The following is a 21553-nucleotide window of genomic DNA, read 5'->3' as shown; positions in this document are numbered from 1 at the left end:
TTGCATTCATAATTCCCTCTCACTGAAGTCCTGAGGTTTCTGGATCAAGACTAACGAAAGATTAATAATATGTAATAGCGCACATCAGTTAATAAACAAAGAAAAAGTGATTTTGATGGCTTATAAATTCATGTGGGGACAAAAACAATCAGCCATGATTGCGGAAGCAATGATCCTCAATTTTGCTGTTGATAATAACCAGTTTACGATCACCGAAAAGATCAATGATGTCATAAGAGAGCACAGCAAAGGGTTTTCTTACATCTATTTTTCGGAAGAGTCCATTAAAGATGGTTATTACAATGGCCAAAAATACCTTAATACCTTGGAAAGAAAAAAAATCTTTCATAGAATAGACACTACTATCAGAGGATTTCATAAGTTTACCAGAAAAACTCGTTCTAAAGACCTATCTACGTTAGATAACAAAGAGATATTTGGTTTTATGAAGGAATATCGTCATTATTTGATTTTTCTTCAGAAGTTATTTCGTGCAACAGATCCCAGTGGTACAAGGAGTATGGAAGATGAAATTAAAGGAATTTTGGGGAAGAATTATGGTACTGAAGAAACTGCCAAGCTGTTAGTTACGCTAACTACTCCACATGAATTTGACAAGACACAGGAAGAGATAAGGGATTGGTATAAACTTATTAAATTAAAGAAGAGATCAGACATTATTTTCAAAAAGCACATTTTCAAATACCCGGGTAATTTTAGCAACACCCTCTCTTATGGAGAAATGATCTCTTATTTGAATCGAAGATTAAAAAAAAGCAAGCCAGAGGAGATCAAAACGGAAATAGAAAAAATCCGAAATGCAAAAGAAGATACTAGAAAGAAACAATCCGAAATTTACAAACAATTTGCAGATACTGATCTCCAAGTCTTCTCGGAGACACTGCAGCATATAGCACTCGTAAGGTTTGAGTTGAAGCACGCGTGGAGCGGCTCAGAGACTTTGTGTTTGGACCTTATTAAAGAGACGGCTAAAAGAATAAATATTGACTTTAAGGAATTCTTCTGGGCTTATAATTTCACTGATATAGTCGATTATTTTGAACTTGGTCACACGCTAAGCAACCAAGAAATTAAGGAAAGAATGGAGTATTCTGTTGTTTATTACAAGAATGGAAAATTATTATATAAATATGGTAAAAACGCAAAAGAATATTTTCAAAGTGTGTATCGTACAGGGGAAAAAACATCTCTTAAAGGTCAAATGGCTAGCAAAGGCTATGCTACTGGCAAAGTAAAAATTATCCGCGTAGATGATCTAGCACAGTTTGAAAAAGATTTGAAGACATTCTGCAAGGGAGAGATTATCATTACAACAATGACTTCACCGATCATGGTTCCTTTAGCTGAGAAAGCAGCTGCTATCGTGACAAATGAGGGAGGAATATGTTCGCATGCCGCTATCATTGCAAGAGAGTTAAATATTCCCTGTGTGGTTGGAACGCATGACGCAACAAAAATATTCAAAAATGGCGATTTGATAGAAGTTGATGCCAACAAAGGAGTTGTACAAATTCTTAAGAGAAAAGTAATTATTTAGTCCTGTTCAATCGGTAAATTATTTCGATTAGCCTTCTGATCAAGAGATCAATCGATTCTAAAATAGATTTGTAGTTTTGAAGATATCTATAATATTTTACCGTACCTGGTATAATATCTTCGGCCTGTCTTTTTGCTATTGGAATAAAAGGATTAGGAACATCTAAGTCTACAAGCATGCTTCCCTCTGTACCATTAACAAATCCTTTTAAGGTAAACACTTTATAATTCTCTGAAGGGTACAATCTCTTAATGATATCTCTTACTTCTTTGTCGAGCGCTAAAACAAGATCTGCTCTTTGAATGTCAGAGTGAGTAATCTTTCTTGACCTATGATTCTCAAGTATAGTTGAAAGCCTATCTCCAATAACTTTTTTTATTTCTGGAACTGCTTCGAGACGTTGAGAGTCAATTATCCCTCTTGAAGAACAGGTAATACCACTCCAAAAACCACTAACTCTCTTCTTAAAATAATATTCGGCAGAAGGACTTCTGCACGTATTCCCTTTACAGACAAAAATAACTCTTTTTATCTTCGGGTTTTTGTTATGAAGATCCAGGTGAATATACCAATCTAAACTCATAGCACGATTTGTGCTTAGCAGATTTATAAACGTATGCCTTTAGAAACCGTATGTGCCCTCCATAGAAGTCGATAGTTGATAAACAGAAAAAAGAGAAAGAATAGCAATAAAAAATAAAGAATGAGACGTTGAGATAACGATTTATGCTCTCGTTACTTTTACTGCTTTTAATCCTCTATCTCCTTGCTCGACTTCAAAGGTAACGTTATCATTTTCAGTTATCGAAGTACCTTCTTTTAGTCCAGTCTGGTGGACAAAATAGTCCTTACTGTCCTCTCCGATAATAAACCCAAATCCCTTTGTTGTGTTAAAAAACTTTACTTTTCCTTTCATGTTCTCATCTCCATTGAGATATCCTCTCCTTTTCTGTTGCTGGTTGACAATCATCACAGTAATATTTTTTTACCTCTCCTTTATTAACCACAAACCTTTTTTTACACAGTTTGCAATACTTTATGATTTTATAATCCGCCATGTTTTTTTAGCAATATTCTACGCAAAAGTATTGACTTCAGCAGAAACCACGTTTTCACAAATTCTGGTAAACATAATTACCTATGTTAGAACCTTTGTGGTCTATGGTTAGCATAACAAGTTCTGCAAAAGACCGGCCTACCTTCGGTTGGCTTAAAAGGAACTTCACATTCGTTTCCACATTCAGAGCATGTAGCCTTGTGCATTTCCCGTTCTTCTGAACTAAACCCTCTTGGACGGTAATTGCTCCGAAAGCTATCAAAATTGCTGAAACCACGATCTTTTCGATCTTTTCCTTGTCGTTTATTGTTTCGTCCCATGATTATTATCTCACATCCGTATCAGAAAAACCATTCTTGAAGAGTAGAAATCGGCACTACAAAGCAAGAGTAGAATGTCCTGATTGAAAGCAGAAAGTAAGACCTCTTTATAAATGCTTCCCTTTTTTGCTATCGGTAATGTTCTCTCCTTGGTGGTCTATGTCTGCTTTTTCTATGCTCAAACCTCGGCCCTTGTCTTCTCTCTTTCCTCAAAAAAGGCACACGTTGAAAGTTTGGCATAGGTACCTTATGAACGAGTAAAGAGCGATCTTGGAGTACCCTTCCGAAATTTTCATGGTCTTGAGGAGCAAGCAGGGAGATAACCCTTCCTTTGCTTCCTGCCCGTGCTGTTCTTCCGATTCGATGAACATACTCTTTTGATGTTTTAGGAATGTCATAATTAACAATAAGGTCAACGTTCTTTATATCAAGGCCGCGTGCAGCAACATCACTTGCAATAAGGACATCGAGTTTACCTGCATGGAACCGTTCCATAACTTGTTTTCGTTGATTTTGTGATAGTCCACCATGCAATGTCTGCGCATTAAACCCTTGTTTCACAAGATTGCTGCTTAAACTGTCAACCATTCTCCGGGTTGCGCAAAAGACGATACTTAATCCACGTGCTTCGTGCTTTAATAAGTGAACCAGCAAGGAAAATTTATCATGGGAAGGAATATCATAATAATGCTGTATCAGCTGACTCTTGTCGACATACGTTTGCATTTTTACTTTTAGCGGATTGCGCATGTAATGGTGCACGATATCAAGAACATCCTGATCGATGGTTGCAGAAAAAAGCAATGTTTGTCGTTCTTTTGGTGTCTGCTGGATAATGTTCTTAACATCCTCGACAAAACCCATTTCAAACATTTTATCTGCCTCATCAAGAACGAGGATAGTAACTCGTGAAATATTGATTGTTCCTCGTTTCAAATGATCGAGCAAACGTCCGGGAGTACTCACGACGACATCTGCATACCGAAGCTGGTCGATCTGTGGGTTTATTGAAACGCCGCCATAAACCTCGACAATTCTGAGGGGCTTATATTTTGAGAATTTATGCATCTCTTTTGCTACCTGATTACAAAGTTCACGGGTGGGAACAAGGATGAGCAGTTGTATTCCTTTGCCTCGTACCACCTTTTCTAAGGCAGGGAAACCAAACGCAGCAGTTTTTCCTGAGCCAGTATAGGATTGACCAATAACATCATGGCCTTGCTGAATTAAAGGGATTGCTTTTTCCTGGATTTCGGTGAATTCCGAAAAACCAAGATCAAGGACAGCTTTCTCAAGTTCTGGTGATAATTTGATGGAAGTCGTGTTCATAGGGATACAAATACAAGGATCTTTTTAAATGTTCGTCTTTCATAAACCTTTATAAGACTTCCTTGATTACCCAGAGCATGAAAACAACGCTCTACCAACTGCTGATAGATGCAGATGCGCTTAATCAGAGATTAGCAAGAAGGATGCTTCATGATAAAATGTATGCACGACACGTTGGAGCATTGCCTCGTGACTCAGAGTTATCACTCTTTAAAATCCAAATTGATCCTCGTGAAGTGCAGAAAGGGTTGATGCGTGGTTATGAAACTAATCCTGTTTTTCGGGATGCTATCGAAGGTAGAAAGTCGATAGAAACTTCTTTAGATGAATTAGCTCAGCCAAACACAGGAATCAAGAAGTTTTTACCGAGAAGAAGAAATCGAACCTATAATGCAAGAATTGAGCAATTAGGAGAGTTAATTACTGAACCAAGTCACTTGCGTTCGTATGGTATATGGATGCCTGATAATGCTGTTACCACCACTTTAGGGACCATGGTATTAGCCCTGGGAATCGGCTATATGCTTACCCCTAATACTTTACCGGGAATCGACGCCGATTTTAGTTTACCAGCAATGGTTGCTTATCTGAAAACAAATAAGGCAATGATCACCGGAGGAGCAGTTGTTACATCGCTTGTTGGAGTCGTAGTAACTATGAAACGGTTTAATTCATTGCCCTCTGCTGAAGCAAAATATATAGACGCAAAAATTCAAGAGGTTTATGGAAAGTAACAATTACGAGAAGTAAAACAACAAAAGAAAAAGTTGATATCCAATTATGCTGATACTGGAGCTACGGATTTTGGTTTTGCCTTCTTTTTGGTTTTTGGAGTTTTTCCTTCATCACTTGGTTTTGTTGCTGGTTTTGCTTTGGAAGGCTCCCCAAGCGCATTTTCAAGGTTGCTTGCTTTCGCCTCAACAGCTACAGTCTCTTGTTTTTTGGTTGTCTTCTTTGGAGCCTTTTTCTTTGGTTCCTGAACAACCTTCTTTTTCTTTACTTTTTTCTGTCGTTCTTGAGCCTGCTTTGGTTTTGTATCAACAACGGTTATACCCAGTGTAGCAAATGCTTCTTTAACTTCCTCGTGAGAAGCCCCTTGAGCAAGCGGAATGGTTTGGTTAAGCGGATCAAGATGAAGAACATTGACTTTTCTTCTCCGTACTTGACCATCAACAAGCACATAATGGCTATCAAGAACATCAACAATAACGCCTTTACTTCCAGCGTCTCTCCCTGCAATTTTTACCACAAGTCTTCCGATGTCAAACATTTTTATTACCTCCATCTCTGGTCAGCACTCGCCTGCCTGTCACCAAGCAAGGGTCACGGCAAGAACTGAGATGATTTTTTCGATAACATAATAAAAAGACTACGCAGCTGAAACAGCACGCGCTTTTTCTTTGATATGATTTCGCATACACCTAGTACAGAGAACCCCACCAAAAGGCCTTTCTGGTCGTTTTTTTGTTTTGGGCATTTTTGCTGCTCTGAAGGGTAATTCTCTTGGAATTCCTTGAAGCGCTGCACCACAAACACCACAGTGAGCTATTTTTGGCCTTGGTTTTCGGTAACGAAGAACGGTTCTTCCACCTGGTGTTCGTACCTTTTTCCGTACCAAACTTCTTGATCGTAAATGACGTGCTGGCATAGATAATCACTTCTTGTGGGAATGAGAAATTACCATTGATTTATAAAGGTTTCGTGCAGAAAATAGAAAATTATTTAAACAAGTGTTCATAATACTGAACATATGTTCAATAAAATAAACATACTAAAGCTCTTTTTTGAAGAGCCTACTCGTGAATTTAATGTGCGAGAAGTTGCGAGGATAGTAAAGATTTCTCCAGCAACTGCAAGCAAAGAGCTCAAAGGGCTCGTCAAAAAAAGAATGCTTCATGAAAGAAAAGAGAGAATGCTTAACTTGTACAAAGCTGATTTAGAAAGTGATGCATGCAGAGACCTGAAGATTTATTATAACATTTGTAAAATGAAAAGCAGCAATTTAATAGAATCCTTAAACAACTTTTATTTAAAGCCAGTAATCATTTTATTTGGCTCTTGTGCTTCTGGCACAGACACGGAAACAAGTGATTTCGATTTATTAGTTATATCGGAAAAAACGAAAGAATTTCCAGATATCAAAAGCTATGAAAAAAAATTAAACCGAAAACTACAACTCTTTGTTGTCAGGGACGTTAAAGATTTAAAGAACGAACACTTAATAAATAACGTTTTAAATGGCATGTCCGTCCAAGGTAAGATAAAATGGATATAGACCAGTGCTTCAAAAAAGGCCTCATCAAGAAAACCAAAATAGATGGAGAATTGGTAAAATCCCTTGTTGAGATGGCTAACATAAAGAAAATAGCCGTAGAAACTGCAATTTTGAATGAAACAACTATCTCTGCATACGTCTCGCTTGCATATGATTCGCTGCGAGAAGTGTTAGAAGCTCTTTGCATCCTCAAGGGGTATAAAGTTTTGTCTCATATTTGTATCGGAGAACTATTAAAAAATATTCTTGAAGATTTTGACTATGATGAGTTTGACAGATTGCGATGGATTAGAAATAGTATAAACTATTATGGTCAGAAAATTGAATTTGAACAAGGAAAAGAAATCATTACCAAGATATTTAAGATAAAAAGAAAAATTGTCGAAAAATATTTGAAAGAAGGAGAAAACCTGGGATATTAACGTTTCAATTCCTCCCATGCCTTCATAACATTAAAAATAATATCTTCTCTAAATGCAGGCGCAATGATCTGAAGACCAACAGGGATTCCGTCGAGCCTTCCACAGGGAATAACCCCTGCACAAAGTCCGGCAAGATTGACAGGAATGGTAAATGCATCATAGCTGTACATTTCTTCTGGTTTCATAGGTGTTCCGATGGGAGGGGGCAATCGTGGGGTTGTTGGGGCTAAGATCACATCAACGGAAGCAAAAGCTTGGGCAAATGCCTGAGCAATAAGCTGCTTTACTGTTAATGCCTTTCGATAATATTTTCCCTGATATTCTGCCCGCGAAATCTCTCGACCACCAAGAATTCTTCGAAGGACTTCCTCGCCGCAGCTGTCTTCAATCTTTCTTCCATACTTTCGACCATCAAATTTTCTTGTGCCTGAAAAAAATTCAACATAGACCAATGGATAGTAGGTTTGTATCGCAAGATTAACATGAGGAAGGGCTACCGGGATAACCGTCGTTCCTGCACGCTGTGCAAGGGCTGTAGCTGCTTCTTCAACCATGGTATAAATCTCCTGCTCAATGCAGAGCGCCTTCAATTCTGGACTCAAACCGATACGTAAACCAGCAATTGGCTGAAAGACACTGTACCTCGGAACAGGACGATCAACACTTTTACTATCATACGAAGATTTTCCTGCAAGAACCTCCATCAAGACTGCTGAACCATAGACTTCTCTGCTTAAAGGCCCAATCTGATCAAGACTCATGGATAAATCAATCAATCCATAACGAGAAACTCTACCATAAGTCGGTTTTACGCCAATAATCCCACAATGGGATGCAGGATTTCGCAGAGAACCACCGGTATCAGAACCAATGGCAAGATCAGACATCTCAGCGGCAACTGCAGCAGCACTTCCAGAACTAGAACCCCCAGGAATTCTGCCTAAGGCAGCTGGATTGTTGGTATACCCAAAATACGAGTTTTCACCACTACTGCCACAGCCAAACTCATCACTGTTCGTTATCCCGAGAATGATGCCTCCTGCATCTTTGATTCGTTGAATAACCTCAGCATCATAAGACCCTTTATAGTTTGTTAAGGTATACGAGCTACAGGAAATGGTATACCCAATAACATTGATATTTGCCTTAACCGCGATACATAACCCAAGCAAGGGTTTGTCCTTTACCTCAGGCAAACGTTCATCCATATCCTCTGCTTCCTGCAGCACTCGGCCTTCATTGAGGTCGATAAACGCATTTATTTTTTTATTCTGCTTCCGAATTTGTTTAAGAAAATACTTGACATTATCAATGATCTTCACCTTTCCCGTCTTGATGTCCTCTACTTTCTTTTGAATGCTTGTCATTTTACCACGTCTTTTTTTCCGTTATAATATAATCCAGGTCATGCTTCGGAGCATTTTCAAGCATGCGTTCACGAAAATTTGGTTCAACAATTTGACCAGAAGAAAGTTCTGGTTTACGCAGGGCAGTTTTTTTATCATTCATGATCATGGTTTCTGGTACATCCAGTTGCTCAAGAGCTTTCAGAAACGTATCCATGAGCTCTTTTGCTTCTTGCTGAATGTGCTCTTTCTTTATTCGCTCAGTCATCATAACCACTCTCATAAACTATATCTTCCCTGAAGGTACTGTCGCAAGCATTTCTTTTATTTTTTGTTGAATTTCAGGGATATACAAAGCTGCAACATTACCTACAGCTAATTCCTCATTTCCACCACCCTTCCCTCCATACGAAAAGATGATCTGCTGCAAGCTTGTTGCACTTATTCCAGCATAACGAGAAACAATGACAACCATACATTGATCGCCATTACAATTAAAAAAACAAACAATACTTTTTTCCTCTCCTGTTTGCTTGGCATGGTCTATCAAAAGCTTTTTTTCAACACCATTATAGGTTGCAGTATACCATTGAATGTCTCCAATATGAACAACAGGAACCTGTTGTAATTGCTCTTTGGAAAGCTCACGATATTGTTCTTTTAATGTTTCATGGTTTGCTTTTACATTGCGGAGCGTGTCGAGAATATTCTCCTGCTGACATCCTAATATCGTTCCTGCCTGGCGGGCAATTTTTGAAAGCTCATACAGCGGGGACATAACCTCAACCGTAAACCGTATTTCATAACGATTTTTACCTAAGGAATTGTATCGAGTAATCAAGATATAACCAACACTTCCCGTAGTATCGCAATGCGTACCACTACAAGCACTCTTATCAAATCCTTCTACCTCAATGATACGGACAGGATCAGCTTGAATTCTTTCTGCATTTATTCGAATAGCTGGATCTGTTTCTGCAGTCTTTCTGGGCAGAGAGTACGTAAGGATCTTTCTGTTTTCCCCGACAATAGTATTCGCAGTTGCCTCTGCTCGAAAAAGTTCCTCCCAGGTTAATCCAGCAGTAGTGTCAACAAAAAGCTTCGTTTCCTGTTCACCCAGCTGGATCTTTGCAAGCCCTAGATCTTTTTTCAAGAGCTGGAGACTTCTGAAAAATATATGCTCTGCAGTGTGCATCCGGGCAAGGAGTATTGTGGTCATGGGTAGAGGGAATGTATTGTTATTAAAAATATTTTTGAAGATTGTTGCTCATGGTTGTTCATCCACCAGTTTCTGGAGAAGCATTTTGACCTCTTGTGGAGAGGCTTTTCCTTTGGTCTGCTTCATCACGTGGCCTATCATGAAATTGAGTGCATTTTCTTTTCCTGCTTTATAATCGACAACAGCTTGTGGATTGGCTGTAATTGCATCACGTGCAAACTGTGTAAGTTCATCCTGCCCAGAAAGTTGTCCTAGCCCCTCAGTTTCGATAACCGTACGGACATCAACATCTTCATGGACAAGACGTTCGAGAAGTTTCTTTCCTACAGACTCAGTAATTTTCTGCTGTGCAACAAGCGTGATAAGGTCTGCAAAATGCTCAAGATTCAGGTGGAGTTCATCAAGTTCAAGATTATTGTAATTGGCAACCCGTAATACCTCTCGCCGTAACCACTGCGCAGTTTTTTTAGGATCGCAGTGGTATTTCACAACAAGCTGCTCAAACCAGTCTGCCAAAATAAAGTCAGAACATAATACCTGTGCGTCATCCTGAGAGAGTTTATACGTACTGGTGAAAACAGCCTGCCGTTCGTCAGGATTTCGAGGACACCTTGCGCGATAATCATCAATTTGTTTATTGCTCAATGAAATAACCGGGAGATCAGGATCGGGAATGAACATATAGTCTTCTGCTTTTTCCTTTGTTCGCATAAACAGGGTCTTCTGTCGTGCCTCAGACCACATCCGTGTATGATGCGTTATTTCTTTCCCTTCTGCCACTTCTTTTTGCTGTCGCGCAATCTCATAGCGAAGGGCTGCAAGTATATGGGCAAAGGAATGGATGTTTTTTATTTCAACGCGCTGATAATCGGGAGCTACAGAGACATTGACATCACTTTTTATTCCCGACGATCGCTCAATAATATTGAGATAGCTCAAGGTACTCATGAGCTTTTTGATCCATGCATCAACGTGAAGAGGATCAGTAAATTCAGGTTCAGTCACCATTTCAACTAACGGAAATCCAGAACGGTTGTAATCGACTCTTCCTGTCTTTGGGTCCCACCGTGCAGGGTCTTCTTCGAGATGAACTTCGGTAATGCCAATTGAAGAAAACATGCCCTTTACACCAACGGGATTGGAATATGACCCTGAGATCGTGCGTTGATATCCTGAGGGAAGATCTGGCCAGGAATAGTGTTTTCGCTGAAAAAGAAGCTTGGTGTTTATCGTACAGCCAAGCATGAGTGCAATAGACATGATTTTATCAATTGCTTCCTGATTCGGAAGCATAGGCTTTGCTCCTGGTTGACTGGTACAAATCGGACAGATATGAGTATTTGGCTTGGCAAGCGGATCGATCCGACAGTTACAGAATAATTTTGTCTTATTTTCTAATTTCAGGTAACCGTGCAATTCTAACCCGATCTTTATTGTTGCATGCTCCATAAGCATCAGAAGTTGTCATGTGGATTTAAAGTTTTTGGCGATTAAGCTGTTGCTCGGATTTTTCAAGAGAAATCCGACACTACCAGCCAAACACGTGAAAATGCGGGCATTTTCATGAACAAACTTTCATAATCTTACAGAACTTTAATAATGACTTCATAGTTTTTTCACGATTCTTCATATCGCAATAAAATATTAATTTTATTCGGTTACTTAGAAATATAATCAGCAGCTCAATTTCTTTATTAACATATCTAGCGATCTTTCCATCGCCAAAGTCCTCAACCGTTAATTTTTTCATTTGAAAATCATCTTTTGGATCTTCAAAGAATAAAGTATAGTACGTTTTCATATCATAAGATTTTCCATTAAATTCATATTCTCCTTTATTGACTTTAGCTAATCCTATATCTACTATGAAGTCCTGCAAATTTTCTAAAAAAATTTCAGATTTTTCAATATCTAATTCATTATAATTATCTTCATTATTCACCTTTTTAATATAAATTTTATTTTTCGCTTCCATAATAATGTTTTTACCTTTTTTGTAGTTCTTTCAGCAATGATGAGATGATTTCCTCAGAGCAGACATTCCAAAATTCTAGAATTTCTTTCGCTTGTGCTACGGTAACTTTGAATCCACGATAATTGGTGTCATTTCGAATAGTTTTAAAACGGCTAAGATGGTTAAGTCGGACTTTTTCTTTAATATCCATTTCTTTTAGAATTTCCATACTCACTTCAGGATTTCTTGGTTCGTATCCTAGAATCCACCATCGTGCATCTCCTAATTGTCGTATAGATTCGTAGGATTCTCGAAAAATAAGAATGGCACTTTGTTCTGTAAAGAGTTTTGAATAAATAGTTCAAGGTACTTTTTTGTAACTTTCGGTTTCATTATGTAACATATGTTACAAATAGGAACTATTTAAGGCTTTCGCTGATGATCGGAGAAAGACAAAAGCGATGGAAAGGCATTGCTGAATATGGAAAACCGTGAGTAGAGATTCAAGCGTTTTTCAAAATTTTGTCGAGCTCAAAAGTAAGCAATGAAACCTGCTTCTCGGTTTCATAAATTACCTCTCCTTGCTCAAAAAAATTGATAAGACGAATCACGCCTCCCGTATCTAATAACGTTGATTATCATAACTGTCAACCCACTCGAAAATCTCCTGCTCAAGATCGGTCACGGCAAACATTTCTGTGCCATGGCCTGCATTGGTATATTCTTGGAATTTCTTTTCTCCGGTTGCAAGTTCGTAGAGTTCTTTTGTTGAGTCATAGGCATACTCGTCTTCAACACTGGCTGCCAAAAACACCTGTCCATGATACTGTTGCATGGATTCTTCCGTAGTGATCCCTCGGTAAGATAACCCCGGAGAAAGAAGTACAAGATTACTGATAGTTGTCTCGTGTGTTGCAGCATATTGAAGGGCGAGATTAGCACCAATGCTTGCTCCCATAAGCATACGAGGAACATGCTGTAGTTCATCACGCTGTTCTGCAAAAGCCATTGCAGCTTCTACATCATGAAGGGCAGCAGCAAACTCAGCATCAGAAAAAGTACGCCATGCTATGGTTTTGCCGTTCTGAAGAATACTTTCACCATGTCCTCTTAAATCAATGGCAAGAACGCCATATCCATCTTGTTGGAACTGTTGCGCAAAGGTATGCCAATCTTCTTTATCCCTTCCAAGCATATGCAGTAAGAGGATAAAGGCTTTTGGTTTTTCGACAACATAATACGTTCCATGAATACTAACACCATCAGTAGTCATAACATTCACCTGCTCAAGGGAACGATCTTCATGCTCATCAAATTTTTTTGCATCTTCACCATTCCCTTGCAGGCTGTCGTTATTATTGACACAGGTATCACAAGTTTGGAGATCTGAGGGTTGCTGTTTACAACCCTGCACTACCAAAAGCATGACGAGCATCAGCCCTAGAATTGTTGACTCCAGAAATGATGTCATAGTTTCCTTCACTCTGCATCGTTAAGGGTTTGCGTTATAAAAATCTTCCGAAAATTATCCAGAAGATAAAGAGGATCGCAGAGACAACGAGAACAATGGTCAGTAAGGTCTTATCATTACCAAACCCAAACGGAATGGGACCGATAAATCCGCCCACAGCTATCTTGCTATTTCCTTCCTGACTTCCTGTTTTGAGTTGGGCAAATGATCCCACAAATACAAAAATCATGCCGAGGAAGATAAGAATGATGCCAAGAGTAACAAGTCGTTCCATAATGCCCATGACGGGGATACACTATTTAAATATTTTGGAGGTGGATAACACAGGAGATGGAAAACACCAACCAAACATATATAAATGAGTTATCATTTCTGATAACTTGGTAATATGGATCCATGTATTCTTATTCCGGAGCGAGAAACATCTCAACTTAAAGGAACGGTTGCACGCAGGTTATACACGAAAGGATTAAGTCAGCATGAGATTGCACATCTGCTCTCCACAAGCCAACCTATGGTGAGTAAATACCTTTCTGAGAAAAACAATAAAGAAAAATCTCTACAAGTACAACATATTGCTGAACGTATTCTGGAGCAAAACCGGGTTTGTTTTACGACGCTTATTACGACACAGCAACCGTCTCTTGAAAAAGAGTATTTTTTAGTCACGAAAGAACAGATGTTAACTGACGAGAAACAGCAGATTATTGATACTATCCTTTCTGCCATTGTTTTACTTCAGCAAAAAAATTGCATGAAAATTGTTCCTGAAGTCAAGATGAATATTGCTATGGCCTTACCGTACGCAAATTCTCGAGAAAATGTTGCTTCACTACCCAGTGGGTTGATCTTTGTCAATCAAGAACTACGAACCTACTTACAACCTGAGTTTGGGACCAGTAAACATCTCGCAACCGTACTGCTTGCGCTGAAAAAAAAGTCATCGGATATGCTCAGTATCATGAACGTGAAATATTCACCATGGCTTTTCCGTAAGATCAAAGAAAAAAGATTACGATACATCATACTTGACAAAAAATATGAGATTCATCACTCGCTGGAAAGCAGCATAAAACCACTAAAACACGTAGATGTACTCATCCATCGAGGATCCTTTGGTATTGAACCTATGGCGTACTTTATTGGCCATAATGCAATCGAAACGGTGAAAAAATGTTGTCAGATGCTTCCCGATATTCACGACAAGCACTCGTCTTAGGAACAAAAGAACAAAAAAAATTAGAAAGGGCAAGGGTTGTTATTGTAGGCATTGGAGCATTAGGGAGTGTTACTGCAGAACTTCTGACACGAGCAGGCATTGGCCATCTCAGCATCATTGATCGTGATGTTGTTGAAATGACCAATTTACAGCGACAATTACTCTACACGGAAAAAGATATTGGTAAACCTAAAGCACAGGCCGCTGCAGCACGGTTGCGACACATCAATACTTCTCTACGTATCCAACCTTTGGTCATGGACCTTAATTTTCAAAATGTCCATGCTTTACTCAGCAAACATGATCTGATTCTGGACGGAACAGATAACCTCTCCACACGATTTCTTATCAATGAATATGCCAGAAAAACAGGGATGTCGTGGATCTATGCAGGTGCAATCCAAGACCACGGAACAATAATGGTTATAACACCGAAAACGCCGTGCTTTCGTTGCATCTTTGAAGAAACAAACCAGATTGAAACCTGCGACACGGTTGGCGTATTAAATACCATAACGACAACAATCGCAGCTCTTCAAGCACAAGAAGCATTAACAATCCTTACCGAAAAGCGTACAGGAAACGGCACAGAACAACGCTTGCTTCATATTTCACTACGTCCTCTCCACATTGCAAGCATAAAAACGAAAAAAGACGTCCATTGTCCGGTTTGTCAAGGAGAATATAGCTCTCTTGAAGGAAAACAAGAGCCGAAGGTCATACAGCATGAATGTTCTGAAATTTACTCTTTTTTTCGAGATGATATTTCCATTCCAGCTCTTCGCAAAAAACTAGAAAAAATAGCTCCAAAAAAAGCTCCAGTAAAAGGAACTGATGACTATCTGTTTTTTCAGAATATGTCTATTTTTGCCAACGGAAAAGTGCTTGTGAAAGCAACCTCACTACACCATGCAAAAGCAACCATTGCAAAGTACCTTGGAATGTAGGCAATCATTTGACCCTGAACTCATTGGGGAAATACTTAGAAAGAAGAGCGAGTTTCAGGTAGAGGGTGTACTCCAGAAAGCTGAGCATCTTCATCAGCTTTCATTAGAGGAGATTGCATTCCTGTTACAATGTTCCCATGCTCGGGAGAGGGAACTTCTCAAGAAAACAGCATCAATGGTAAGGGAAAAGCACTTTGGTAAACGAGTTACGCTTTTTGCGCCATTGTATGTCTGCAATGCCTGTATCAATGAATGCTCGTATTGCGCATTTCGGGCAAAAAATACTGCACTGAAGCGCATAATCTTACCTGCTGAGGACGTTGTGAAAGAAGCAAAAGTCCTTGAACAACGGGGATTTCAACATATTTTATTGGTGTTTGCAGAGCATCCCATTATAGCAAGTCCTGAACGAATAGCGCTGTACACCAAAGCAATTAAAGAAAACACCAGCATTCGTACCATCAGCATCAATAGTGCTCCGTTTTCTGTTGAAGGATTTACAACCCTTGCAAGAACGGGCATATATTGCTATTCTATCTTTCAGGAGACCTATCATCAGAAAACATATACACAGCACCATGTGAGTGGTCCAAAAGCCTCGTATGAGTCTCGGTTAGCAATGTTTGACCGAGCCATTAGTGGGGGCATCCAACGGATTGCAGCAGGAGTCTTGTATGGATTATATGATTACCAGTATGAAACCCTTGCATTAATCGCTCACCTGAAAATACTTCAAGAACAGTACAACATAATTATTAAAAGCATTTCAGTGCCGCGGCTAAAGCCTGCATTAAATTCTGTTGTTTCTGTTCATCCCCCTTATCCAGTAAGTGATCAAGATCTTCAAAAAATAATTGCTGTGCTGAAGATTGCCCTTCCTACCGTAGGCATTACACTTTCAACACGAGAACCAGCAACATTACGTGATGAACTCCTCCACTGGGGAGTTACCAGTATGAGCGCCGGGTCATGTACTAATCCTGGAGGTTATACAAAGCAAGAGGCAGACAATGATGAGCAGTTTAGCCTTGCTGATCGTCGCTCGGTCGAAGAGGTAATGGCAGCAATTGAACAGGAAGGATTCATGCCTTCATTTTTTCCACCATAAGCTATTTGGTGATTCTATGATGCATACGATCTCTTCGCTCACGGAAAAATCCATGATAACAACAGATATCGCTATTATTGGCGGTGGAAATATTGGTTTGGCAGTAGCACATGAACTTTCTCGTCACGGTTACAAGGTCATGGTGCTTGAAAAGAACAAGATCGGAAAAGGAGCTACCTGGGCTTCAGGAGGTATGCTTAGGCCATTAACTGAATGTACCGAAAATAAAAAAATGCTCTCACTTGCATTAGAGAGCCATGCGCTTTACCCACGTTATGTACAGAAACTAGAGCAGGAAAGTGGTGTGAGTCTCGGATATCAAACAACGGGTTCTCTCATCCTTGCCCAATCACCAGAAGCCTGGAAAAAACTACAGGTATGGCATCGTCGTGTATCTGCTATCAACAATACGCCGCATTTATTATCATCAGTAGAGATACAGCATCAGGAACCACTCCTTGCTCCTCAGCAAGGCGGACTCTTTATGCCTCTTGATCACTGGTTAAATAGTAGAAAATTAGTAACTGCATTAGCTCTTGCAGCAACCAAGCAGGGTACGCTTATTAAGGAAGAGATAACTGTTGAAAAAGTTATTACAGAGCAGAAAGGGATTTTGCTCGAAACAACTAACGGAAAAATTCATACACGAAAAGTCGTTAATTGCGCAGGAGCATGGGCAAGCCTCGTAACACCAGAACTTCAAATCAAGCCCATCAAAGGCCATATGTTGCGATTGGATGCAAAAGGATTATCGATAAACCATATCCTCTGCCACGATGATTTGTATATTGTTCCACAGGTTGATGGTTCTCTCATCATTGGATCAACAACCGAAGATGTTGCGTTTGACATCTCAATAAAAAAAGAAACGATTATGCAATTACGAGATCATGCAGTCGCTCTTGTTCCTAGACTAAATAATTGTCCGGTCATCGAAGAATGGATTGGTTTCCGTCCACACAGTCCTGAGGGAATACCTTTTCTTGGGAGGTTAAGGAAAAACTATTTTGTGGCTACAGGTCATTATCGAAACGGTATCCTGCTCACGCCAATGACTGCACGCTTGATCGCTGAACTTATTTTCGAGGAAGATAATAAGAAGTTTACCCCGTCTTATGCGTATGAAGGAGGATAAGGTATGAAACTCATGATTAATGGAGAAGAAAAGCAATTGGTGGTTGATACGGTTGCAACATTATTAGGACAGTATAAGGTAGAAGCAAAAAATGTGGTTGTTGAGATCAATAAAATCATTGTACCTCGGGAAAAATTCTCCGAATGGAAACTTCATAGAGGAGATACTATTGAAATTGTCAAGATGGTAGGAGGTGGTTAGTATGACCTTACGTATAGGTTCCCATACATTTGCATCACGATTGTTTGTAGGTACGGGAAAATACAGCTCATTCGAGGTAATGCGAAAGGCACTCGAAGCGTCTGGTACTGGATGTGTTACCGTGGCAATTCGACGAGTAAACCTTAATAATCCACAAGAAAACTTGCTCCAGCATCTTGATCTCAAGCGATATGTGCTTTTGCCAAATACTGCAGGATGTTACACTGCTGAAGAAGCTATTCGTACGGCACGACTCGCACGAGAAGTATGCCAAACCCCGCTCATTAAATTAGAAGTCATTGGCGATCAAAGCACCTTAATGCCAGATACACAAGCAACGCTTGAAGCAACAAAAGTCCTTGTTGCCGAAGGATTTACTGTCCTTGCCTACACGAATGATGATATTGTTGTTGCTAAAAAATTAGAGCAGATTGGAGCTGCTGCGGTCATGCCTTTGGCAGCTCCCATTGGTTCAGGTCAGGGAATTCTTAATCCGCTCACGATCAGTTTTATCCGTGAACAAATACAAGTTCCGGTTATTGTCGATGCAGGGGTAGGAACTGCTTCTGATGTAGCTGTTGCACTAGAGCTTGGTGTAGATGGTGTTTTACTTAATACAGGAATCGCTCTTGCCAAAGACCCGATAAAGATGGCACTTGCCATGAAGCATGCTGCAGAAGCTGGGAGACTAGCATACGAAGCAGGACGAATGTCCAAGAAATATACTGGCTCTGCAAGTAGCCCAAAACAAGGAATGATCGTATGAGTACAAAACACCAGAGTGTGAAGAAAAGTATGAAACGTCATTTAATGATGAGAGAACGTTTGACCAAGGGAACATTGTATCTGGTCACTGAATCAAATCTAACAAAAGGAAGAACGAATGAGGAGATCGTCAGTGCAGCAATTCGTGGTGGAGTGGGTATTGTGCAATTGCGAGAAAAAGAATGGGACAAAAAAAAGTACGAAGAGGAAGCAAACAAACTCGTGAAGATCTGTCATGACCATAACGTGTTCTTTGTGGTCAATGATTACCCTGACATTGCCCTGCGAGTTGGAGCAGACGGACTTCATGTAGGTCAAGAAGATATGCCTCTTGTAAACGCCAGAGCAATTGCCGGACAGCACATCATGATTGGAAAATCAACCCATTCTCAGGAACAAGCCCTTGCTGCCCAAGCAGAAGGTGCAGATTATATCAGCATTGGACCTGTTTTTCCGACACGAAAAAAGCCACATCCTGTAGGAACCAACCTCATCCAAACTGTTAGACCATTCCTCAAGATACCCTTTGTTGCTATCGGTGGCATTAAATTACATAATCTCCCTGAAGTTCTCAATGCAGGAACAAGGAACATAGCAGTTATCTCTGCGATAGTAGAAGCAGAGGATGTTGAAGAAGAAACAAGAAATTTTGTCAGGCAAATCAAGAATGCGGATTAGAACTGTTCAGAAACAGTTCAAAAAACAAACAAAACAAGAGAAACGCAATATTGGAAGGTGGTAGTTATGGAAACACTTGGACTTATCATGATCGTTGGGACGGCATTACTCTTTGCAGCAGCAGGTATCTTCTACAGCAAGAAGCGAGAACTAGACATTGAAAATATTGAGCAGTTTGTTATTGCGCGAAATCACTATAGGGCTGGTGCGCTCACCGCAACCATTGTTGCGACAAGTATGGGAGCGTGGATTTTATTTTCGCCTGCTGAAGCAACTGCTGTCGCTGGTATCATGGCCTTGATTGGCTATGCTCTTGGCAGTGCTGCTGCAGTATTCATCTTCATTTGGGTTGGTAAACGATTAAGAGAACTTATGCCGCAAGGGCACACCCTAACTGAGTATGTCTGGCATCGTTTTGGCAAAGGCATGTATGCACTTGTTCTTATCGTAACGGTTTTATACATGGGGGTGTATCTTGCTGCAGAATTAACTGCGATAGCAGTAGCTTCCCAGATGGTTTTTGGCATTCCACTTATTCTTACAGCAACGGTTGTTGCATTAGGAGTGGTTACCTACACAGCAATGGGTGGGTTAAAAGCAGTAATCTTTACTGACATGCTACAGTTTTCTATGATCCTTCCTCTCCTAGCAATTCTTTTTGTAACAGGGGCATTCCTTGTCCGTGGACTTCACGTTGTGGAACAAATCAGCACCAAAGCACCTGAACTGTTGTCATTAACCCACCTGCCAGGCATCGAGTACGGCTTAACGCTCATTGTTGCTATTATTGGTGCAGAATTGTTTAATCAGACAAACTGGCAACGTGTTTTTGCAGCACAAACAACAAAGACCATGCAGCGATCCTTTTTTGGGGCAGGACTGCTCATCATACCCATTATTCTTGCTGCAGGATTATTTGGGTTGTTTGCCGTAGCCCATGGTGATGCCCAAAATCCCTCAGTTTCCTTATTTACCTTTTTGCTGGCTCTTGCTCCTGGTTGGTTATTGGTGGTAACGCTCATGTTAGCGGTTGTTTTAGTGATGAGTAGTATGGATAGCCTGTTAAATGGCTTGGTAAGCCTCTTTACCGTTGATTTAGTACGGCTCTATCCAAAAGCAAATCAACAAAAGATGTTGAGCAGTGCAAAATGGTTTACCCTTGTGCTCGCTGGCCTCACGGTTCTGGTGGCAATCCAAGGATACAGTGTGTTGTATCTTTTCCTCATTGCTGATTTGATCTGCCTTGCTGCAGCAGTGCCAACTATTTTCGGGCTCTATGCCAAACGCTATACCGGCCTGCATGCATTTCTTGCAACAATAGCGGGAATCGGTGCTGGTGCAGCTTTTTTCCCGTCTCCTGACTTCAGCACTGGAAGTTTGTTCTGGTCATTTGTTATTGCTGCACTTGTACCTCTTGTTTTGTCGCTTATCTCTATGATGCTCACAAGGACAGCATACGATTATAGTACTCTCCGGGCAAAGGTGATTGTATGGAACAAAAACAACAACCAGTAAGGCCCTTTAGAAAGCCAGTAAACGTTTCTCAACGCTTATGGAACCAGAATAAGGATCTGGCTGTAGCATGCCTGCATCATCCCTTTGTCCAGGGGATACAACACGGAAATCTAGAACGAGCAGCATTTCAACGCTACATTGCACAGGATGCATTCTACCTACAAGCCTTTCGCAAAGCCTATGCCCTTGCTCTGGCAAAATGCAGTGAAGAACATGCACCCTTACTTTATGAACTTATGGGAGGAGTGCTTCAAGAATTAAAGCTCCACCATACCTACAGTCAACAATGGGGAATCAATCTCAAGGAGGTCAAACCTCTTCCGGCTTGCCAAACCTACACTGATTTTCTTATGCGCGTTGCCTGGCAAGAAGAGGTTGGGCATATTATTACAGCCATGGCTCCCTGCATGTGTCTGTATGCATGGCTGGGACAAGAAGTTGCAAAAACAAAAGTTCCTAGTAATCCCTATCAATTATGGATTGATACCTATGGAAGTGAAGCAATGCAGGAACTCAAGAAAAAGATGGAATTTCTGCTTGACAGCCTCGCACAAGACAGTCCTGAGATGAGAGGCCTGTATCGTTATGCCATGCAGTGTGAACTCGCCTTTTTCCAAGCACCATTGGGATAAGAGCAAAAAAAAACACAAGAAAACAAAAGATTTATGAAAAGATCTCTCTTTACAAGAAAGAATTACCATGAGAATAATATTACAATATCGTCCGATCTATAATCAGAGTGACAGAATTGTCAGTGCAAGAGATGCTGCCACCCCCCTAACAAAAACACTAGACGTCCGAGATGGCACTGATATTGCAGATCTTCTTCCAAGAATTCATGGAAGGGGATTAGCCCTTTGGAGTGAAATACTTGAACGGCCTTATGGAGATTACGTAAACCATGGCGGACTTCAAGCTGGTGAGGTATATGATATTCTTTCGAGCAACGTACCAAAAACTATAAACTTTATGAAGAGCTAATCATTGTTTTATTTTTCTTGAGAGCAGGATTTTTAAAGATCCATGCGTTTACT

At 40.1% G+C, this 21553-nt stretch carries 28 protein-coding genes; 14 read left to right on the top strand and 14 right to left on the bottom strand.

Annotated features, from left to right (window positions below):
* The first annotated feature begins 106 nt into the window (after nt 1–106).
* Nucleotides 107–1558, top strand: a complete 1452-nt coding sequence (locus HYW21_01250) for a hypothetical protein (protein ID MBI2547954.1) — start codon at nt 107–109, stop codon at nt 1556–1558.
* Here HYW21_01250 and HYW21_01245 read toward each other — a convergent pair.
* From HYW21_01245 to HYW21_01230, 4 genes are all read right to left on the bottom strand, one after another.
* Entirely contained in the window at nt 1551–2141 is a 591-nt protein-coding gene (locus HYW21_01245) for a hypothetical protein (GenBank protein MBI2547953.1), read from the bottom strand. The genes HYW21_01250 and HYW21_01245 overlap by 8 nt on opposite strands.
* Nucleotides 2142–2282: 141 nt before the next feature.
* On the bottom strand, nt 2283–2474 hold the full coding sequence (locus tag HYW21_01240) for a cold shock domain-containing protein (GenBank protein ID MBI2547952.1): 192 nt from the start codon (nt 2472–2474) through the stop codon (nt 2283–2285).
* A 227-nt stretch (nt 2475–2701) separates the two neighbouring features.
* The gene (locus tag HYW21_01235; GenBank protein MBI2547951.1) at nt 2702–2935 is read right to left on the bottom strand and encodes a hypothetical protein; all 234 of its coding nucleotides are present in this window, start codon (nt 2933–2935) and stop codon (nt 2702–2704) included.
* 129 nt (nt 2936–3064) lie between these two features.
* Entirely contained in the window at nt 3065–4264 is a 1200-nt protein-coding gene (locus HYW21_01230) for a DEAD/DEAH box helicase (GenBank protein MBI2547950.1), read from the bottom strand.
* A 77-nt stretch (nt 4265–4341) separates the two neighbouring features.
* Here HYW21_01230 and HYW21_01225 point away from each other — a divergent pair, with 77 nt between their 5' ends.
* Nucleotides 4342–4998 carry a hypothetical protein gene (locus tag HYW21_01225; GenBank protein ID MBI2547949.1) on the top strand — a complete coding sequence of 219 codons (657 nt, stop codon included), beginning with the start codon at nt 4342–4344 and terminating at the stop codon, nt 4996–4998.
* A 44-nt stretch (nt 4999–5042) separates the two neighbouring features.
* Here HYW21_01225 and HYW21_01220 read toward each other — a convergent pair whose 3' ends face one another.
* Together HYW21_01220 and HYW21_01215 are read right to left on the bottom strand one after the other, a co-directional pair.
* Nucleotides 5043–5540, bottom strand: coding sequence for a 50S ribosomal protein L14e (locus HYW21_01220; GenBank protein MBI2547948.1), 498 nt, complete (start codon nt 5538–5540; stop codon nt 5043–5045).
* 93 nt (nt 5541–5633) lie between these two features.
* Nucleotides 5634–5912: a 50S ribosomal protein L34e gene (locus tag HYW21_01215; protein MBI2547947.1), complete on the bottom strand. Its 279-nt coding sequence runs from the start codon at nt 5910–5912 to the stop codon at nt 5634–5636.
* 102 nt (nt 5913–6014) lie between these two features.
* Here HYW21_01215 and HYW21_01210 point away from each other — a divergent pair, with 102 nt between their 5' ends.
* Together HYW21_01210 and HYW21_01205 are read left to right on the top strand one after the other, a co-directional pair.
* Nucleotides 6015–6539, top strand: a complete 525-nt coding sequence (locus tag HYW21_01210) for a nucleotidyltransferase domain-containing protein (protein MBI2547946.1) — start codon at nt 6015–6017, stop codon at nt 6537–6539.
* Complete coding sequence (locus HYW21_01205; protein ID MBI2547945.1) at nt 6530–6961, top strand: hypothetical protein; 432 nt, start codon at nt 6530–6532, stop codon at nt 6959–6961. The genes HYW21_01210 and HYW21_01205 overlap by 10 nt, the downstream gene beginning before the upstream one ends.
* Here HYW21_01205 and gatA read toward each other — a convergent pair.
* The 8 genes from gatA to HYW21_01165 form a co-directional block, all read right to left on the bottom strand.
* Nucleotides 6958–8328, bottom strand: coding sequence for an Asp-tRNA(Asn)/Glu-tRNA(Gln) amidotransferase subunit GatA (gene gatA / locus HYW21_01200; protein MBI2547944.1), 1371 nt, complete (start codon nt 8326–8328; stop codon nt 6958–6960). The two genes, HYW21_01205 and gatA, sit on opposite strands and share 4 nt — an antisense overlap.
* 1 nt (nt 8329) lies before the next feature.
* Nucleotides 8330–8590, bottom strand: a complete 261-nt coding sequence (locus tag HYW21_01195; GenBank protein MBI2547943.1) for a hypothetical protein — start codon at nt 8588–8590, stop codon at nt 8330–8332.
* Between the two features lie 3 nt (nt 8591–8593).
* Entirely contained in the window at nt 8594–9526 is a 933-nt protein-coding gene (locus HYW21_01190; GenBank protein MBI2547942.1) for a hypothetical protein, read from the bottom strand.
* A 48-nt stretch (nt 9527–9574) separates the two neighbouring features.
* On the bottom strand, nt 9575–10975 hold the full coding sequence (gene gatB / locus HYW21_01185) for an Asp-tRNA(Asn)/Glu-tRNA(Gln) amidotransferase subunit GatB (protein MBI2547941.1): 1401 nt from the start codon (nt 10973–10975) through the stop codon (nt 9575–9577).
* 112 nt (nt 10976–11087) lie between these two features.
* Nucleotides 11088–11501, bottom strand: coding sequence for a hypothetical protein (locus HYW21_01180; protein ID MBI2547940.1), 414 nt, complete (start codon nt 11499–11501; stop codon nt 11088–11090).
* Nucleotides 11502–11511: 10 nt separating this feature from the next.
* Nucleotides 11512–11709, bottom strand: coding sequence for a hypothetical protein (locus HYW21_01175; GenBank protein MBI2547939.1), 198 nt, complete (start codon nt 11707–11709; stop codon nt 11512–11514).
* A 393-nt stretch (nt 11710–12102) separates the two neighbouring features.
* Nucleotides 12103–12963, bottom strand: coding sequence for an alpha/beta fold hydrolase (locus tag HYW21_01170; protein MBI2547938.1), 861 nt, complete (start codon nt 12961–12963; stop codon nt 12103–12105).
* Nucleotides 12964–12985: 22 nt separating this feature from the next.
* Nucleotides 12986–13225 (bottom strand): DUF131 domain-containing protein, encoded by a 240-nt coding sequence (locus HYW21_01165; GenBank protein ID MBI2547937.1) that lies wholly within the window; start codon nt 13223–13225, stop codon nt 12986–12988.
* Between the two features lie 114 nt (nt 13226–13339).
* On the opposite strand from HYW21_01165, the gene HYW21_01160 reads away from it, so the two are divergent.
* From HYW21_01160 to HYW21_01115, 10 genes are all read left to right on the top strand, one after another.
* Complete coding sequence (locus HYW21_01160; protein MBI2547936.1) at nt 13340–14170, top strand: hypothetical protein; 831 nt, start codon at nt 13340–13342, stop codon at nt 14168–14170.
* Complete coding sequence (locus HYW21_01155) at nt 14125–15117, top strand: HesA/MoeB/ThiF family protein (protein ID MBI2547935.1); 993 nt, start codon at nt 14125–14127, stop codon at nt 15115–15117. The genes HYW21_01160 and HYW21_01155 overlap by 46 nt, the downstream gene beginning before the upstream one ends.
* The gene (locus tag HYW21_01150; GenBank protein ID MBI2547934.1) at nt 15080–16225 is read left to right on the top strand and encodes a [FeFe] hydrogenase H-cluster radical SAM maturase HydG; all 1146 of its coding nucleotides are present in this window, start codon (nt 15080–15082) and stop codon (nt 16223–16225) included. The genes HYW21_01155 and HYW21_01150 overlap by 38 nt, the downstream gene beginning before the upstream one ends.
* 16 nt (nt 16226–16241) lie before the next feature.
* Nucleotides 16242–17360, top strand: coding sequence for a glycine oxidase ThiO (gene thiO, locus HYW21_01145; protein ID MBI2547933.1), 1119 nt, complete (start codon nt 16242–16244; stop codon nt 17358–17360).
* 3 nt (nt 17361–17363) lie between these two features.
* Complete coding sequence (gene thiS, locus HYW21_01140; protein MBI2547932.1) at nt 17364–17561, top strand: sulfur carrier protein ThiS; 198 nt, start codon at nt 17364–17366, stop codon at nt 17559–17561.
* Between the two features lies 1 nt (nt 17562).
* Nucleotides 17563–18327: a thiazole synthase gene (locus tag HYW21_01135; protein MBI2547931.1), complete on the top strand. Its 765-nt coding sequence runs from the start codon at nt 17563–17565 to the stop codon at nt 18325–18327.
* Between the two features lie 47 nt (nt 18328–18374).
* Complete coding sequence (thiE, locus tag HYW21_01130) at nt 18375–19004, top strand: thiamine phosphate synthase (GenBank protein ID MBI2547930.1); 630 nt, start codon at nt 18375–18377, stop codon at nt 19002–19004.
* Between the two features lie 66 nt (nt 19005–19070).
* On the top strand, nt 19071–20519 hold the full coding sequence (locus tag HYW21_01125) for a hypothetical protein (protein MBI2547929.1): 1449 nt from the start codon (nt 19071–19073) through the stop codon (nt 20517–20519).
* Complete coding sequence (locus tag HYW21_01120) at nt 20495–21151, top strand: TenA family protein (GenBank protein MBI2547928.1); 657 nt, start codon at nt 20495–20497, stop codon at nt 21149–21151. Before HYW21_01125 ends, HYW21_01120 begins: the two co-directional genes overlap by 25 nt.
* Nucleotides 21152–21218: 67 nt before the next feature.
* Nucleotides 21219–21500 (top strand): hypothetical protein, encoded by a 282-nt coding sequence (locus HYW21_01115; GenBank protein MBI2547927.1) that lies wholly within the window; start codon nt 21219–21221, stop codon nt 21498–21500.
* The last annotated feature ends 53 nt before the right edge of the window (nt 21501–21553 follow it).

This window comes from Candidatus Woesearchaeota archaeon (assembly GCA_016187565.1).
Lineage (GTDB): Archaea > Nanobdellota > Nanobdellia > Woesearchaeales > JACPJR01 > JACPJR01.
This window is presented reverse-complemented; position numbering and strand designations above follow the sequence as displayed.

Excerpts from the sequence above, each read along its gene's own strand:
- HYW21_01205 (MBI2547945.1), top strand. The coding sequence starts at position 6,530 with ATGGATATAGACCAGTGCTTCAAAAAAGGCCTCATCAAGAAAACCAAA.
- HYW21_01230 (MBI2547950.1), bottom strand. The coding sequence starts at position 4,264 with ATGAACACGACTTCCATCAAATTATCACCAGAACTTGAGAAAGCTGTC.
- HYW21_01120 (MBI2547928.1), top strand. The coding sequence starts at position 20,495 with ATGGAACAAAAACAACAACCAGTAAGGCCCTTTAGAAAGCCAGTAAAC.
- thiS (MBI2547932.1), top strand. The coding sequence starts at position 17,364 with ATGAAACTCATGATTAATGGAGAAGAAAAGCAATTGGTGGTTGATACG.
- HYW21_01165 (MBI2547937.1), bottom strand. The coding sequence starts at position 13,225 with ATGGAACGACTTGTTACTCTTGGCATCATTCTTATCTTCCTCGGCATG.
- HYW21_01180 (MBI2547940.1), bottom strand. The coding sequence starts at position 11,501 with ATGGAAGCGAAAAATAAAATTTATATTAAAAAGGTGAATAATGAAGAT.
- HYW21_01190 (MBI2547942.1), bottom strand. The coding sequence starts at position 9,526 with ATGACCACAATACTCCTTGCCCGGATGCACACTGCAGAGCATATATTT.
- thiE (MBI2547930.1), top strand. The coding sequence starts at position 18,375 with ATGAGAGAACGTTTGACCAAGGGAACATTGTATCTGGTCACTGAATCA.
- gatB (MBI2547941.1), bottom strand. The coding sequence starts at position 10,975 with ATGGAGCATGCAACAATAAAGATCGGGTTAGAATTGCACGGTTACCTG.
- HYW21_01210 (MBI2547946.1), top strand. The coding sequence starts at position 6,015 with ATGTTCAATAAAATAAACATACTAAAGCTCTTTTTTGAAGAGCCTACT.
- HYW21_01245 (MBI2547953.1), bottom strand. The coding sequence starts at position 2,141 with ATGAGTTTAGATTGGTATATTCACCTGGATCTTCATAACAAAAACCCG.
- HYW21_01225 (MBI2547949.1), top strand. The coding sequence starts at position 4,342 with ATGAAAACAACGCTCTACCAACTGCTGATAGATGCAGATGCGCTTAAT.
- HYW21_01115 (MBI2547927.1), top strand. The coding sequence starts at position 21,219 with ATGAGAATAATATTACAATATCGTCCGATCTATAATCAGAGTGACAGA.
- HYW21_01215 (MBI2547947.1), bottom strand. The coding sequence starts at position 5,912 with ATGCCAGCACGTCATTTACGATCAAGAAGTTTGGTACGGAAAAAGGTA.
- HYW21_01160 (MBI2547936.1), top strand. The coding sequence starts at position 13,340 with ATGGATCCATGTATTCTTATTCCGGAGCGAGAAACATCTCAACTTAAA.
- gatA (MBI2547944.1), bottom strand. The coding sequence starts at position 8,328 with ATGACAAGCATTCAAAAGAAAGTAGAGGACATCAAGACGGGAAAGGTG.
- HYW21_01155 (MBI2547935.1), top strand. The coding sequence starts at position 14,125 with ATGTTGTCAGATGCTTCCCGATATTCACGACAAGCACTCGTCTTAGGA.
- HYW21_01235 (MBI2547951.1), bottom strand. The coding sequence starts at position 2,935 with ATGGGACGAAACAATAAACGACAAGGAAAAGATCGAAAAGATCGTGGT.
- HYW21_01135 (MBI2547931.1), top strand. The coding sequence starts at position 17,563 with ATGACCTTACGTATAGGTTCCCATACATTTGCATCACGATTGTTTGTA.
- thiO (MBI2547933.1), top strand. The coding sequence starts at position 16,242 with ATGATGCATACGATCTCTTCGCTCACGGAAAAATCCATGATAACAACA.
- HYW21_01195 (MBI2547943.1), bottom strand. The coding sequence starts at position 8,590 with ATGAGAGTGGTTATGATGACTGAGCGAATAAAGAAAGAGCACATTCAG.
- HYW21_01175 (MBI2547939.1), bottom strand. The coding sequence starts at position 11,709 with ATGGAAATTCTAAAAGAAATGGATATTAAAGAAAAAGTCCGACTTAAC.
- HYW21_01240 (MBI2547952.1), bottom strand. The coding sequence starts at position 2,474 with ATGAAAGGAAAAGTAAAGTTTTTTAACACAACAAAGGGATTTGGGTTT.
- HYW21_01125 (MBI2547929.1), top strand. The coding sequence starts at position 19,071 with ATGGAAACACTTGGACTTATCATGATCGTTGGGACGGCATTACTCTTT.
- HYW21_01150 (MBI2547934.1), top strand. The coding sequence starts at position 15,080 with ATGCAAAAGCAACCATTGCAAAGTACCTTGGAATGTAGGCAATCATTT.